At 71.2% G+C, this 15,303-nt stretch carries 10 protein-coding genes, 1 tRNA gene and 2 pseudogenes; 11 read left to right on the top strand and 2 right to left on the bottom strand.

Features of this window, described 5'->3' with window-relative positions; genetic code table 11:
* Nucleotides 1-192 precede the first annotated feature (192 nt).
* The 3 genes from ACOJSN_RS19530 (at nt 193) to ACOJSN_RS19540 (ending at nt 3,838) form a co-directional block, all read left to right on the top strand.
* Nucleotides 193-1,512: a hemolysin family protein gene (locus tag ACOJSN_RS19530; RefSeq protein ID WP_420114154.1), complete on the top strand. Its 1,320-nt coding sequence runs from the start codon at nt 193-195 to the stop codon at nt 1,510-1,512.
* A complete protein-coding gene (locus tag ACOJSN_RS19535; protein ID WP_420114155.1) occupies nt 1,509-2,567 on the top strand; it encodes a hemolysin family protein in 1,059 nt (352 codons plus the stop codon). The genes ACOJSN_RS19530 and ACOJSN_RS19535 overlap by 4 nt, the downstream gene beginning before the upstream one ends.
* Nucleotides 2,568-2,764: 197 nt before the next feature.
* On the top strand, nt 2,765-3,838 hold the full coding sequence (locus ACOJSN_RS19540; RefSeq protein ID WP_420114156.1) for a M23 family metallopeptidase: 1,074 nt from the start codon (nt 2,765-2,767) through the stop codon (nt 3,836-3,838).
* A 22-nt stretch (nt 3,839-3,860) separates the two neighbouring features.
* Here ACOJSN_RS19540 and ACOJSN_RS19545 read toward each other — a convergent pair whose 3' ends face one another.
* Together ACOJSN_RS19545 and ACOJSN_RS19550 are read right to left on the bottom strand one after the other, a co-directional pair.
* Nucleotides 3,861-4,781, bottom strand: coding sequence for an aldose 1-epimerase family protein (locus ACOJSN_RS19545; protein WP_420114157.1), 921 nt, complete (start codon nt 4,779-4,781; stop codon nt 3,861-3,863).
* A gap of 224 nt (nt 4,782-5,005) precedes the next feature.
* A tRNA-Arg gene (locus ACOJSN_RS19550) sits at nt 5,006-5,078 on the bottom strand.
* Between the two features lie 143 nt (nt 5,079-5,221).
* Here ACOJSN_RS19550 and ACOJSN_RS19555 point away from each other — a divergent pair.
* The 8 genes and pseudogenes from ACOJSN_RS19555 to ACOJSN_RS19590 form a co-directional block, all read left to right on the top strand.
* The gene (locus ACOJSN_RS19555; RefSeq protein WP_420114158.1) at nt 5,222-6,829 is read left to right on the top strand and encodes a hypothetical protein; all 1,608 of its coding nucleotides are present in this window, start codon (nt 5,222-5,224) and stop codon (nt 6,827-6,829) included.
* A 60-nt stretch (nt 6,830-6,889) separates the two neighbouring features.
* Nucleotides 6,890-8,173: a diaminopimelate decarboxylase gene (lysA, locus tag ACOJSN_RS19560; protein ID WP_420114159.1), complete on the top strand. Its 1,284-nt coding sequence runs from the start codon at nt 6,890-6,892 to the stop codon at nt 8,171-8,173.
* Between the two features lie 76 nt (nt 8,174-8,249).
* Entirely contained in the window at nt 8,250-9,545 is a 1,296-nt protein-coding gene (locus tag ACOJSN_RS19565; RefSeq protein ID WP_420114160.1) for a homoserine dehydrogenase, read from the top strand.
* A pseudogene (gene thrC, locus ACOJSN_RS19570) lies at nt 9,545-10,603 on the top strand (threonine synthase). Before ACOJSN_RS19565 ends, thrC begins: the two are co-directional and overlap by 1 nt.
* Nucleotides 10,604-10,614: 11 nt before the next feature.
* Complete coding sequence (thrB, locus tag ACOJSN_RS19575) at nt 10,615-11,529, top strand: homoserine kinase (protein WP_420114163.1); 915 nt, start codon at nt 10,615-10,617, stop codon at nt 11,527-11,529.
* Between the two features lie 173 nt (nt 11,530-11,702).
* Complete coding sequence (gene rho, locus ACOJSN_RS19580; RefSeq protein WP_420114161.1) at nt 11,703-13,592, top strand: transcription termination factor Rho; 1,890 nt, start codon at nt 11,703-11,705, stop codon at nt 13,590-13,592.
* Between the two features lie 19 nt (nt 13,593-13,611).
* Nucleotides 13,612-14,697: a peptide chain release factor 1 gene (prfA, locus tag ACOJSN_RS19585; protein ID WP_420114162.1), complete on the top strand. Its 1,086-nt coding sequence runs from the start codon at nt 13,612-13,614 to the stop codon at nt 14,695-14,697.
* Between the two features lie 43 nt (nt 14,698-14,740).
* Nucleotides 14,741-15,303 (top strand): annotated as a pseudogene (locus ACOJSN_RS19590) (peptide chain release factor N(5)-glutamine methyltransferase); the annotation flags it as partial.

The following is a 15,303-nucleotide window of genomic DNA, read 5'->3' on the forward strand; positions in this document are numbered from 1 at the left end:
GGCTCGTCCTCGACGACGAGCACCACGGGCGTAGCTGGGCTCATACGGCAACTCTGGCACAGCGCGCCGCGAGAACGCGGGAGGTTGCGGACGTCCATGCGCAGGCCTCGTGAGCGCATCGCGGAGGTCTCGTGCCACTAGGCTGTGCGCCACCATGGAGAGCGGTCATACCGAACCGGTCGGTGATCCTGCGTGATCGTTGACTGGTTGATGGTCTTGTTGGGTGTCGTGCTGACGGCTGGCACGTTCGTGTTCGTCGCCTCGGAGTTCTCGCTGGTCGCGCTCGACCCGGCTGCGGTGGACAGGCGCGTCGCCGAGGGGGACAGGCGTGCGGTCGGCGTCGGCAAGGCGTTGCGCGAGCTGTCCACGCAGCTGTCGGGCGCGCAGGTCGGCATCACGCTGACCACGATCCTGCTCGGCTACACGGCGCAGTCGGCGATCGCGGACCTGCTCGGCGGGGCGATGGTCTCGGCGTCGGTCGCCACCGCAGTCGCGACCGCGGTCGCGGTGGTCGCCAGCCTCGTCATCGTCAACACCTTCTCGATGGTTTTCGGGGAGCTGATCCCGAAGAACTGGGCGATCGCGGAGCCGATGCGGGTCGCCGGGCTGATCACGCCTGTGCAACGCGGGTTCACGGCCGGCTTGCGCCCGATCATTCTCGGCCTCAACTCCTCGGCGAACTGGGTGCTGCGTAAGTTCGGGATCGAGCCGCGGGAGGAGCTGAGCGGCGCGCGGTCGGCGCCCGAGCTGGCCTCGCTGGTGCGGCACTCCGCGAAGGCCGGCACTCTCGATGGCAACACGGCGGCACTGCTGACGCGGTCGATCGGGCTCGGATCACTGACCGCCGTCGACGTGATGACCGACCGGATGCGGTTGGTCACGCTCGAGCCTGGAGACACCGCCTCCGACGTCATCTCTCTCGCGCGCGAGACGGGTCACTCGCGATTTCCGGTGATCGAGCACTCGCCCGACGAGGTGGTCGGCCTGGTCAACCTGCGGCGGGCGGTGGCCGTTCCGTTCGAACGTCGCGACACGGTGCCGGTCGGCGCGCTGATGGACGACGCCCCGCGTGTGCCGGAGACGATCCGGCTCGCACCGTTGCTGCTCGAGCTGCGCGGGTTCGGGCACCAGATGGCGGTGGTGGTCGACGAGTACGGGGGCACGTCGGGTGCGGTCACGCTCGAGGACGTCGTCGAGGAGCTGGTCGGCGACGTCGCCGACGAACATGATGCCCGACGGCGTCTCGTGCGCCCCGGAGGTGAGCGCAGCTGGGTGGTCGCGGGCAGCCTGAGGCCCGACGAGCTGCATCACGAGATCGGCATCGTGGTACCCGATGACTCGCAGTACGAGACGCTCGGCGGGCTCGTCATGACCACGGTGGGTCGGCTGCCCCAGGTCGGCGACGAGATCACCGTGCCCGGTGTGCTGTTGCGTGTCGAGCAGATGGACGGGCGTCGGGTCGACTCGATCCGCGTGACCGTGCTCGACGACGGGACGCAGGTGGGGGAGTGAGTATCGGTACCGGGCTGCTCATCGCGGTCCTCCTCCTCGCGGCCAACGCCTTCTTCGTGGGTGCCGAGTTCGCGATCATGTCGGCACGGCGCTCGCAGATCGAGCCGCTCGCTGAGCAAGGCGTGCGTGGTGCGAAGACCGTGCTCTGGGCGATGGAGCACGTGTCACTGATGCTCGCGTGCGCGCAGCTGGGCATCACGGTCTGTTCCACCGGGCTCGGCGTGGTGGCCGAGCCGGCGCTGGCCCGGCTGGTCGAGGCACCGCTGATGGCGGCGGGCGCGCCCGCCGAGGCCGCCCACGTCGTCGGGTTCGCGCTGGCCCTGGCGATCGTGGTCTACCTGCACGTGGTGCTCGGCGAGATGGTCCCCAAGAACCTTGCGGTCTCGACTCCGGAGCGGGCCGCGCTCTGGTTCGGCCCGCCGCTGGTGTGGATCAGCCGGATCGCCTCACCCGTGATCCGCCTGCTCAACTGGATCGCGAACGTGATGCTGCGAGTGATCGGCGTCGAGCCGAAGGACGAGGTGGCGTCGGCGTTCACAGCGCAGGAGGTCGCCTCGATCGTGGAGCGTTCGCGCGCCGAGGGCGTGCTCGACGACGAGGTCGGCGTGATCACCGGGGCGATCGAGTTCTCCGAGGCCACGGCCGGCACGGTGATGGTCGGACTCGGTGAGCTCACCACGATGTCGGTGGGGGCCACGCCCGAAGACGTCGAGCAGGCGGTGACGCGCACGGGGTACTCGCGATTCCCCGTGGTTGCGGACGACGGCACGCCGGTCGGCTATCTGCACGTGAAGGACGTGCTGTACGCGACCACACCCGAGCTTCGTGCCGCTGCGGTCCCGTCCTGGCGTGTGCGGCCGATGGCGGTCGCCACCGCCGAGGACGAGGTGGAGGCCGTGCTCGAGAACATGCAGGCCAAGGGTGTTCACCTGGCGTTGGTATCGTCCCCGGGTGGCTCGGCGAGCGGTGTGGTGTTCCTCGAGGACATCCTCGAGGAACTGGTCGGCGAGGTGCGCGATCTGATGCAGCGCGATCAGCAGATGCCGCGCCGTTGAGGGCCGCGCTCGGAGCCCGTGGGACCGATGTGGCGGGTGGTGCGGCGCACAGCGGGAGTGAAGAAGATGTGGAAATCGCTCTCCCGAGGCTTGGAAGTTGCACGATTGTCCGTTACGTTTCCGTGATATCGAAGTCCGCTGTGGGGGCCGGACGCCCGAGAACTGATGTTTGTGTCCAGCCTGGTGGAGTCAGATAGTTGAGCGAGGAACACGAGAGCGCCGCTCCGGTGCTCCCGACGCGCCGCGCGCTGCGTGAGGCCGAGCGCCGTGAGGCTGCCCGCCTGCGCAAGGGCGCTCCGGCGGCGACCGTGCCCACCGAGGCGACTCCCGCCGTCGTCGCCACGCTCGAGATCCCTGCTGAGGACAAGGCAGCTGTGGCAGCCGCTGCCGCGGAACTGGCCCACAAGGGCCGGCCCACCGCGTCGGAGCCCATGAGGCGCCGCCGTACATCGACCACGGCGACCTCGCGACGAGCCAGCCTGACGCGCACGTGGCTGCCCCGCGTGGCGGTGCTGGGCTCTCTGGCGATCGCGACCACCGCCGTCCCGCTCAGTGGGGTCACCAGTCCCTCCTCCACGGGGCCAACCGCCGCGGCGACGTTCGCCGCATCGAGCGCGCTCGATGTGCTTGGCGCCGAGCAGGTCGACGGCACCGATGCGTTTGACGCCGGCAACGCATTCGCGGCGGACCCGCTCGCCGGTGCCCGCACCGTTCTCAGCACCGGTCGCACCGATGGCCGCGAGGATGTGCTGCAGTGTGGGAGCGCCCAGCTCGAGGCGAACGGCCAGGTCTCGGCCGGCGCCACGACCGAGCCTGTGCAGATCATGATGCCGCTGCAGACCGGCGTCTACAACATCACCTCGCGCTACGGCTACCGCTGGGGTGGCATGCACGAGGGCCTCGACATGGCGGCGCCAGCGGGGACCCCGATCCACGCGGTCGCCGCCGGTGAGGTCACCTTCGTCGGCTTCGGCCTCGGCGGCCGCAGCGGCATGATCATCGTGCTCAAGCACGAGGTCAACGGCGAGCAGTTCTGGACCTGGTACATCCACATGTATCCGGGTGGTGTGTTCGTTGACGTCGGCCAGCGCGTCGCCGCCGGTGAGGTCATCGGGGAGGTCGGTTCCTACGGCAACTCCACCGGGCCGCACCTGCACCTCGAGGTGCACGTCGACAGCGAGTTCACCACCGTGGACCCGGCCCCGTGGCTCGAGAGCCACAACGCGGCCGCCCTGACCTCCGAGAACCTCGCCTGCGCCGCCACCGAGTAGTCAGGCTCGGCGGCAGCGGGCCTCAGCTGAGGCGCAACCCCCACCTGACGGTGTGCGCCTCGCCGGGCTGCAGCGTGATGAGGTCGTCACCCGTGCGGAACGCATCGGCGATGCACGTCATCGGCTCGGCGGCGAGCCCGGTGCGGCGCGCAGCCTCGGCGGCCACGTGGTCGCCGGTGCACATCTGCCAGCAGCTGAGCGAGCCGTCCATCCAGACCGCGGCCGTGCGTCCGTCGGTGCCCCGCAGCCGCAGCCACGACAGTCCGTCGGCCTCGCGGGTAGCGTCGACGAACGCGTCGTCGAGCGCAGTATCGCCCAGGCGCCGCGGCTCGCGGAAGTCGAACCGCTCCGGAAGCGGCTCCACGCCGGTCGGCAGCAGCCGGTCGTCCGTGGGGATCCACGAGTCGGCACCGAGTTGGAGCACCGCGTCGTCGAGCGAGCCGGTGCCGGGGGAGAGCCACGGGTGGAACCCCACCCCGTACGGGGCCGCGCTCGAACCCACGTTCCTGGTGGTGAGGGAGATGGCCAGGCCGCCTTCGCCGTCGAGCGCGTACGTGATCGCGACCTCGAGGGGGAACGGGTAGCCAGGCAGCGGGACGGTGTCGAGAGCAAGGGTCGCCGAGGCATCGTCCTGAGCGGTGATGTGCCAACGTTCCCATGCCACCAGACCGTGCAGGGCGGTACCGCGCTGCGGCTCCGTCAGTGGGAGCTGGCGGTCGACGCCCTCGAACGTGTACTGGCCGTCGCGAAGGCGGTTCGGCCAGGGCACGAGCACCGCACCGTTCGACGCCGGCGGCAGCTCATGCTCCCCGAACGGCACGATCACGTCGCGGCCGCCCGAGGAGAAGCGCCGCAACGTGGCACCGACCTCGGTGATCACCGCCTCGTCAGCGCTCGCGCGGAGGGTGACCTGGAAACCCGTCGGGGCAGCGGTGTTCGACACCTGCGCGACCCTACCGAGCGCGACGACGCGGGCGGAGTTCTGTTTGCGATCTGGGCACGATGGCTGAAGGCAGGCCCCAGGTGGCTTGCCTCGCCGACGCTGACGAGATCGTGACATCGGTGCGAGATCGTCACCGCGCGCCGACGATCTCGCGCCGACGTGACGATCTCACTCGGTGGCCTCCGACTCCGATCATCCAGTCGGATGGCGCCTCGTGAACTCGGCGCCCCCGACTGGATTCGAACCAGCGACCTTCTGCTCCGGAGGCAGACGCTCTATCCACTGAGCTACAGGGGCGTGGACCGCGGGCAACGAGGCCTGTGGACCGATCGGCGAGCCTACCAGCACGCGCGGGGCTGTTCGAGCCGGGAGCGTTCGGCATGTCCGACCGGGTCACTAAGATGACGCGAGCACGCTCACGCCGGGAGAGGGAGACGACGATGAGCCACACCCCCCACGAGGGTGACACCCCCGACGAGGGCACAGGGCGGCCCGAGGTCGAACCTCAGCACCCCGTCGTCGAGCCCGACCCGGGCCAGGTCAGCGAGCAGCCGGCCGCCACGGCCGAGCAGCCTGCAGTCGAGCCCGATCAGTCGATCGAACCCGGCCGCGCGGAGCAGCCGAGCCCGCCGGTCGCGCCGACGTCGGAGCAGGCCACCCGCGTCATCCCGACAGGCAGCGGCCCGGAACTCGGCGCCCCCGCCCAGGCCAACCCCTGGGCCGCGCCGCCACAGCAGCCAGGCGGCGACGCACCCGACGACGCGACACACCTCGCCCGCCCGGCCCAGCAGCCGCCGACGCCCAGCACCGAGCCGGCGACCGAAGTGCTTCCCGGCGGTGCCCCTGCCGACCAGCCCCATCAGCAGCCGCCCAGTGCCCCGAGCTACGGCTCGACGGCCGGTGGCGACGGCGAGCAGCCCGTGCACCAGCAGCAGCCGGACTACGGCCAGCAGCCCGCTCAGCAGCAGCCGGGCTACAGCCAGCAGCCTCAGCAGCCGCCCAGTGCGCCGAGTTTCGGTTCAACGTCGGGTGGGTTCGGGCAGCAGCCGGTACAGCAACAGCCGGGCTACGGCCAGCAGCCGGCCTACGGCCAGCAGCCTCAGCAGCCGCCGAATGCGCCGAGTTTCGGTTCGACCTCGGGTGGGTTCGGACAGCAGCCGGTGCAGCAGCCCCCCAGCTACGGTGCCGCGTCCGATGGGTTCGGCCAGCAACAGGCGCCTGGCTACGGCCAGCCCGCGCAGCAGCCGCCGCCGCAGTCGGGCTATGGGGCCGCGCCCGCGCCGTTCGGACAGGCAAGCGCGGGAGTGCCCGGGCAGCAGCCGCAGCAGCCCGGTGGCCAGCCACCCTTCGGGTCCACCGGAGGGCCTGGCGGCCCCGGCGGACCAGGAGGTCCGGGCGGCCGGCAGGGCAAGAGCTCGACCGCGGTCATCCTGGTCGCGGTGGTCGGCGGCGTGATCCTGCTCGGGTTGATCATCTTCGGCGCCTGGAAGCTGTTCAGTGGCAATGACACCGAGCCGAACGGTGGCACGGCCGAGACCTCGGAGAGCCAGGACGCCGAGACCACTGACGGCGGCGACGTCGAGACCGATGCGCCCGCCACGGGGTGCACGAACGACGTCTGCCTGCAGACCGAGGCCGAGGTCGGCCCCGAACACGCCGGCAGCGACGACATCGTCTGGACCCTGGACGGCACGTGGGCCGACGTGGACTCCGGTGACAGCCGGCAACTCGGCGGCGGCGCGGGCGTCTACGTCTCGGAGGTGGGTGAGGCGACGCTCACCGTCGTCGGGTTCGAGACGGCGGCCCACGCCGAGGCGTACGCGGACTCGGTGATGGCGGACCTGGGTGACCCCTTCTACACCGGCCCCGTCTGGGATGGGCCGGCCGACGGGCGCGGCGAAGGCACCCTCAACCAGTTCGACAACGACGGGATCGAGACCCTCGTCTGGTACGACGACGCGGGCATCGTGTGCACCCTTGAGGGCCCGTTCATCGACGCGAACGACGACCCACTGTTCAACTTCTACTTCACCCTCCCGCCGATCTGATCGGCCTGCGCTGAGATGACATCACCCTGGTCGCGGTCCACCACGTGGACCGCCGGTGAGATGAGCATCGCGAACGTACCGGTCTCGACGCTGGCCGATATGTTCGGGACGCCGTCCTACCTGCTCGACATCGCCGACCTGCGGGAACGGTGCCGCGATGTGGTGGCCGCCGCCACCGAGGCGGGTGAGCAGCACGGGATCGAGACCTCGGTCTACTACGCGAGCAAGGCCTTCAGCTCGACCGCCGTGCTGCGGTGGGCGCACGCCGAAGGTCTCCGGGTCGACGTGGCCAGCCTCGGCGAGCTCGTCACCGCGCTGCGCGCGGACGTGCCCGGCCACGCGATCGGACTGCACGGCAACAACAAGTCGGAGACCGAGATCGACCTGGCGCTCCAGCACAGCGTGGGAAGGATCGTCATCGACTCGCTCAGCGAGATCGACCTGGTCGCAGAGCGGGCTCGGGCGGCAGGCGCGGTGGCGCCGGTGATGGTGCGGGTCACCACCGGCGTGCACGCCGGCGGGCACGAGTACATCGCGACCGCTCACGAGGACCAGAAGTTCGGCCTGTCGCTCGCGACCGGTGCCGCGGCTGAGGCCGTCACCCGGATCCTGGCGGCGCCCGAGCTCCGGCTGCTGGGTCTGCACTCCCACATCGGCAGCCAGATCTTCGCTGCCGACGGGTTCGTCGAGGCGGCCCGCGCGCTGCTCGGCCTGCGGTCGCAGGTCGCGGCCAGCACGGGCACGCTGCTGGAGGAGCTGGACCTCGGCGGCGGCTTCGGCGTGGCCTACACCCCCGACGACGAGGCACCGGACGTCCCTGCCCTGATCAGCGAGCTCATCGCCACGGTGGCGCGGGTGGCGGGCGAGACCGGTGAGGCCGCGCCCGCGCTGTCGTTCGAGCCGGGGCGTGCGCTGGTGGGGCCGGCGATGGCCACTCTCTACCGGGTGGGCACGGTCAAGCCGGTCCGCCTGGAGGATGGCGGCGAGCGGCTCTACGTGTCGGTCGACGGCGGCATGAGCGACAACATCCGCACCGTCCTCTACGACGCCACCTACACAGCGGCACTCGCCTCACGGCGATCCGATGCCGAGCCGGTCCTCGCGCGCGTGGTCGGCAAGCACTGCGAGAGCGGCGACATCGTGGTGCGCGACGTCATGCTGCCCGCCGACATCCACCGCGGTGACCTGCTCGCTGTGCCGGTGACCGGCGCTTACGGGCGCAGTCTCGCCAGCAACTACAACCAGCTTCCGCGACCCGGTGTCGTGGCGATCGGCGACGGCGAACCAAGCGAGATCGTGCGCCGCGAGACGATCGAGGACCTGCTGGCCCTCGACCTCGGGTAGACCGCAAGGCTGGCCGCGCGACCAACGGGCGGGCAGCGGATCGGGTGGTCACGCGCTGCCTCTATCCTGGGTCGCGATGAGCAAGTCTGAGCCGCCCTCGCGGCTGCGCGTGGGGCTGCTCGGTTGCGGCACGGTCGGCACCGAGGTGGTCCGGCTGCTGGTGACCCACCGAGCGGAGCTCGCGCAGCGCGCCGGCGTCGAGCTGGAGCTGAGCGGGATCGCGGTGCGCTCGCTCGCGGCCGAACGAGACCCCGTGGTGCCCACGGAGCTGCTCACCACCGATGCCGAGGCTGTGATCGACGGTGCCGACGTGGTGGTCGAGCTGCTTGCCGGCGTGAACCCCGCACGAGGGCTCCTGGCTCGTGCGGTCGCGGCCGGCACCACCGTGGTCAGCGCCAACAAGGCGGTGCTCGCCACCGATGGTCCCGAGCTGTACGAGACCGCCGAGACGAACGGCGCCGGCGTGTTCTTCGAGGCCGCCGTGGCGGGAGCAGTGCCGGTGGTGCGAGGCATCCGGGAGTCGCTCGCCGGCGACCGGGTCACCCGCGTGCTGGGCATCGTCAACGGCACCACCAACTTCATCCTCGACGAGATGACCCGCGAGGGCAGCGACTTCGGAGCCGTGCTCGAGCGAGCCCAGGCACTCGGGTACGCCGAGGCGGACCCGACAGCCGACGTCGCCGGTCACGACGCCGCCGCCAAGGCGGCGATCCTCGCCTCGCTCGCCTTCCACAGCCGGGTCACCCTGAGCGATGTCCCGACGGCGGGAATCACCGAGGTCTCGGCCGCGGACATCGCGGCTGCCACCGAGATGGGCTATGTGGTCAAGCTCCTCGCGATCGCCGAGGCGGGCGAGAGCGGTTTGGCCGTGCGGGTGCATCCGGCGCTGGTGCCGCTCGACCACCCGCTCGCGGGCGTGCACGGGGCGTACAACGCTGTGGTCGTCGACGCCGAGGCAGCCGGAACCTTGATGTTCTACGGCGCCGGTGCGGGAGGCCAGCCGACCGCGAGCGCCGTGCTGGGAGACCTGGTCAGCGCGGCGAGGCTGCTCGTCTCCGGTGCCCGCCCGCCTGCGGAGTCCCGCTACGCGGCACTGCCCGTGGTGGACCCCGCCTCGGTACGCACCCGGTACCTGATCCGGCTCGACGTGGCCGATCGCGCCGGCGTGCTCGCCGAGATCGCCCGGGTGTTCGCGGCGCACGACGTCTCGCTCGAGACGCTGCGGCAGGGGGCGTCGGAGGAGAACGTGGCGAGTCTGGTGCTGATCACGCACGGTCAGACCGAGGCGGCGCTGTCGGCTGCGGTCGGCGAGCTCGCGCAGCTGGAACCGGTGCACAGGGTCACCTCGATCCTGCGCGTGGAAGGACACTGATGGCTACCCCTTGGCGCGGCGTGATCGCCGAGTACGCGGATCGACTCCCGATCGAGGCCGGCGACCCGGTCGTGACGCTCGGGGAGGGTGGCACGCCGCTGCTCGCCTCTCCCGCACTGTCGGAGCGCACAGGGGCGCAGGTGCACGTCAAGGTCGAGGGCGCCAACCCCACCGGGTCGTTCAAGGACCGCGGCATGACGATGGCGATCAGCAAGGTCGCCGCGACCGACACCGAGATGGTCGTGTGTGCTTCCACGGGCAACACCTCCGCCTCCGCCGCCGCCTACGCCGCGCGCGCCGGGCTCGGCTGCGCCGTGGTGCTGCCCGCCGGCAAGATCGCCGCGGGCAAGCTCGCTCAGGCGGTGGTGCACGGCGCCAAGCTGATTGCCGTGGACGGTAACTTCGACGATTGCCTGCGGATCGTGCGTGAGCTCGCCGAGCAGCACCCGGTGGCGCTGGTGAACTCGGTGAACCCGTTCCGGTTGCAGGGCCAGAAGACGGCGGCGTTCGAGGTGGTCGATGTGCTGGGGGATGCGCCGGACATCCACGTGCTGCCGGTCGGCAACGCCGGCAACATCTCCGCGTACTGGATGGGCTACCGCGAGTACGCGACGAGCGGTCCGGCCACCCGGCTCCCCACCATGTGGGGTGTGCAGGCCGATGGCGCCGCCCCGTTCGTCAAGGGTGAGCCGGTCGAGTTCCCCGAGACGATCGCCACCGCGATCCGGATCGGTAACCCGGCCTCCTGGGACCTCGCGGTCGCGGCGCGGGACGACTCCGGCGGGCGGATCGACGCCGTGAGCGACGCGCAGATCCTCGACGCTCAGGCTCTGCTCGCCCGCGAGCAGGGCGTGTTCGTCGAGCCGGCATCCGCTGCGAGCATCGCCGGGCTGCTCGCCCGTGCCGAGGCGGGCGACGTGCCCGCGGGGGCTGTCGTCGTGTGAACCGTGACCGGCAACGGTCTCAAGGACACGGCGACTGCTCTCGGCAGCCGCGAGGTCGAGCCCGAGGTGGTCGGCAGGGATCTGGCCGACACCGTGCGCGCGTTGGGTCTGTAGGTCCCACGATGGTGCGTCTGATCGCGGACTGCACGGCAGTCAGGGTGCCGGCGACCAGCGCGAACCTCGGTCCCGGCTTCGATGCGTTCGGACTCGCGCTCGGCCTGCACGATCGCGTGGAGGTGCGGGCGGTGGCCGGATCCACCTCGGTGCACGTGACCGGCGAGGGCGCCGGTGAGGTCCCGGGTGGCGAGGACCACCTCGTGGTGCGAGCGATCCGAGCCGGGCTCGAGTACGTCGGCGCGCCGCAGGCGGGGCTGGAGCTGCGGTGCACGAACGCCATCCCGCACGGCCGTGGCCTCGGCTCGAGCGCCGCAGCCGTGGTGGCCGGCCTGCTCGCGGCGCGCGCACTCGTGAGCGAGCCCGAAGCGCTCGACGACGTCGCGATCCTCGGTCTGGCCACCGAGTTCGAGGGGCACCCCGACAATGCGGCACCGGCGCTGCTCGGCGGCGCGACCATCGCCTGGATCGACGCCGAGGGCGCGCGTGCCGCCCGGCTGCCGGTGCTCCACGAGATCTCGGCAGTGGTGCTGGTGCCCCAGGCGCGGTTGTCGACCACGAAGGCTCGCGCCACGCTGCCGGGCCATGTGCCGCATCGTGACGCGGCACACGGTGTGGGCCGGGCGGGGCTGCTGGCACTCGCGCTCACGGCGCGGCCCGACCTGCTGCTGCCCGGGACCGAGGACCGGCTCCACCAGAGCTACCGGGCGAGCGTCATGCCCGAGTCCGTGGCCGCCGTCGAGAGACTGCGTGAGCACGGCTACGCCGCGGTGATCTCGGGTGCCGGTCCCAGCGTGCTGGTGCTGCACAGCCGAGCCAGCAGCGGCCCCGCCGCGCGGGCCGAGATCGCGGACCTCGCCGGTGCCGGCTGGCGCGTGCGCGAGCGTCCGATCGACCTCGACGGCGCGCGCGTGCTCGAGAGCTGATCCGGGCCGCACCAGGCCGCTGCACTGCGCGGGAGGCAACACCGAGGGCTGGTAGTGTCCTGATCCGACAAGATGTGCAGGCGCGTTCGCGCCGAGGCCGCTGTCGATTCTTTCGTAGCTCATCTGTACACGTGACGCGTAGCAGCGCCTCCCCAACTCCTCGAAGGACCGTCGTGACCGACACCACCGAGACCGCAGCGCCCGGCAAGTCCGGGTCGCTCTCCGATCTGCGCATGCCGGAGCTGCAGGCGCTCGCCGGCCGGCTCGGCATCACGGGCATCTCCAAGATGCGCAAGCCGCAGCTCGTCGAGGCGATCCGCGAGAAGCGGCGCGAGAACGGGCAGCGCCCACGCGCCGAGCAGCCTGCTCTCACCGAGTCATCGCGTGAGGAGAAGCCGCGGCGTGGCGAGGGCCGCAGCACCGCGCGGTCGCAAGGCGCTGACGCCGCGAAGGAGTCCGCCCAGCGGTCCGCCTCGCAGGGCTCCGCCCCGCAGCAGGGTGAGGCACAGGAGGACGGCGCGGAGAAGCAGCCGCGTCAGCGCACCCGTCAGCAGCGCAACCAGGGTGGCGACGGGGGCCAGCGTCGCGCGCAGCAGGACAGCCGGCAGGACAACCAGCAACGCGGACAGCAGGGACGTCAGGGCGAGAAGGGTGATGAGTCCGAGCAGAAGATGGCCTCGCTCGACGAGATCATCCACTTTCCCGAGCCCACGGAGCGCAGCTCGCGCGAGGACAACCCGCGAGGCAACCGGCGTGCGAACCGCCAGCAGGGCTCGCCCGACCAGAGCACTGGCGCGGACGCGCAGGACGACAGCGGTGACGACGACGACCGTCCCGGCCGCCGGCGTCGGGGTCGTGACCGGTATCGCGACCGCAAGCGGCGCCAGCCAGGCAACGCCCGCGAGAGCGGCAACGATGACGAGCCGGAGATCCTCGAGGACGATGTCCTGATCCCGGTCGCTGGTGTGCTCGACGTGCTGGAGAACTACGCGTTCGTCCGCACCAGCGGGTACCTGCCGGGGGCGAACGACGTGTATGTCTCGCTCGGTCAGGTCAAGAAGGCCGGCCTGCGACGCGGTGACGCGGTCACCGGCGCCGTGCGACAGCCCCGGGAGGGCGAGAGCCAGCGGCAGAAGTTCAACGCGCTGGTGCGCCTGGACTCGGTCAACGGTGCGCCCGTGGAGGATGCGCTGACCCGGGCCGAGTTCGCGGACCTCACGCCGTTGCACCCCGACGAGCGGATCCGCCTGGAGACCACCACCCGCGAGGTCACCGGCAGGGTCGTGGATCTCGTCTCGCCCTGGGGCAAGGGACAGCGTGTCCTGGTCCTGGCGCCGCCGAAGGCGGGCACCACGGCCACGCTGCAGGTGCTCGCGAACGCGATCACCACCAATCACCCCGAAGCACACCTCATGGTCGTGCTCGTCGATGGCCGCCCGGAAGAGGTCACCGACTGGCAGCGCAACGTCGCCGGCGAGGTCATCGCCTCGCCGTTCGACCTGCCCGCGGCCGACCACACGACGGTGGCCGAGCTCGCCGTCGAGCGCGCGAAGAGGCTGGTGGAGCTGGGTCAGGACGTGGTGATCCTGCTCGACTCGCTCACCCGCCTGGCGCGGGCGTACAACGTGACAGCGCCGCCGTCGGGCCGTGCGCTCGCAGGCGGGGTCGACGCTGGTGCCGTGTACCAGCCGAAGAAGCTGGTGGGCGCGGCACGCAACATCGAGAACGGCGGTTCGCTCACGATCGTCGCGACCGCTGCGGTCGAGAGCGGCTCGGCCACCGATGAGGTCATCCTCGAAGAGCTCGGCGGCACCGCCAGCTCCGAGCTCCGGCTCGTGCGGGCGCTGGCCGACCGACGGGTGTTCCCGGCTGTGGACCCGCTGGCGTCCAGCACCGCTCACGACGACGTCCTGCTCACTCCGGACGAGTTGGCTGCGACCCGCAAGCTCCGTAGCGTGCTCGGTGAGCTGGAGCCGGCGGTCGCGTTGGAGACACTGCTCACCCGCATCAAGCAGAGCGCGTCGAACGCGGAGCTGCTGCTGTCGGTGAGCCGGGCCGAGTGAGGACCGGAGCGAGGGGTCGATGACCGAGGAGTTCGCCGTCGTCGGACCGATGCTCGATGAGTACGCCGACATCGAGCGCCAGCTCGCCGACCCGGCTGTGCACGGCGACCAGGCACGGGCGCGTGCCCTGGGGCGCCGCTACGCCGAGCTGGGTGGCATCGTGGCGAGCTACCGCGCCTGGCGCGGCGCTGCGGACGACGTCGAGGCCGCGCGCGAGCTGGCCGAGGCGGACGCCTCGTTCGCGGCGGAGCTCCCGGGCCTGGAAGCCGCTGCGGCCGAGGCCGGCGAGGCCCTGCGCACGCGCCTGATCCCGCGGGATCCGGATGATGCCCGTGACGTCATCCTGCAGGTCAAGGCGGGGGAGGGCGGCGAGGAGTCCGCGCTGTTCGCGGGGGACCTGCTCCGGATGTACATGCGTTACGCCGAGCAGCAGGGCTGGAGCACTCAGGTCCTCGACAGCACCGAGTCCGACCTGGGCGGCTACAAGGATGTCTCGATCGCGGTCAAGGCCCGCAGCGTGTCCGACCCGGCCGAGGGTGTGTGGGCGCACCTGAAGTACGAGGGCGGCGTGCACCGGGTCCAGCGCGTGCCGGTCACCGAGTCGCAGGGCAGGATCCACACATCCGCTGCCGGCGTGCTCGTGCTCCCCGAGGCCGACGAGACCGGCGAGATCGAGATCGATCCGAACGACCTGCGTATCGATGTGTTCCGTTCATCCGGCCCTGGCGGCCAGAGCGTCAACACGACCGACTCCGCCGTCCGCATCACGCACGAGCCCACCGGGATCGTGGTGTCGATGCAGAACGAGAAGAGCCAGCTCCAGAACCGTGAGGCGGCGATGCGGGTGCTGCGCGCCCGGCTGCTCGCGGCACAGAAGGAAGAGGCTGAGGCGGCCGCCGCCGAGCAGCGGCGCTCACAGGTGCGCACCGTCGACCGCTCCGAGCGGATCCGTACCTACAACTTCCCGGAGAACCGGATCGCGGACCACCGCACCGGCTACAAGGCGCACAACCTCGAGGCGGTCCTCGACGGCGACCTCGGTCCGGTGATCGCCTCCGCGATCGCGATGGACGAGGCCGAGCGTCTCGGCGTCACCGAGTCCTGAGGTGTCGGTGCCCGACGGCGATGGGTCGCCTTCGCTGCCCACCATGCGTCAGCTCGTGGATGGGGCGACGGCGGTGCTCACCGAGGCGGGGGTTCCCTCGCCTCGTCATGATGCGCTCGCGCTCGCGGCGTTCGCTCTGGGGCTGCCGCACCTTGAGCTCGCCCTCGCGCCGCCGGTGACCTCGGAGCTGGTCGCCGAGCTCACGGAGCTGTTGGAGCGGCGGCGGCGCCGCGAACCGCTGCAGCAGATCGTGGGGTACACGGTGTTCCGCTACGTGACGCTGCGGATGGCGCCGGAGGTGTTCGTGCCGCGGCCGGAGACCGAGGTGGTCGCCGGCGCTGCGATCGAGGAGGTGCAGCGGCTGGTTCGCGCGGGTGAACCACATCCTCTCGTGGTCGACCTGTGGACCGGGTCGGGCGCGATCGCGGCCCCGGTGGACACCGAGACCCCGGCGCGCGTGGTCGCCGTCGAGGCCTCCTCGGAGGCGGTCGCGCTGACGCGCGCGAATCTCGGCGCGGTGGGCAAGAGCCCGATGCGGGTCGAGATCGGTGACGTCCAGGACCCACAGCGGCTGGTGGACCTTGACGGCTCGGTTGCCGTGCTCGT

The organism is Pseudactinotalea sp. (assembly GCF_048594945.1).
Lineage (GTDB): Bacteria > Actinomycetota > Actinomycetes > Actinomycetales > Beutenbergiaceae > Pseudactinotalea.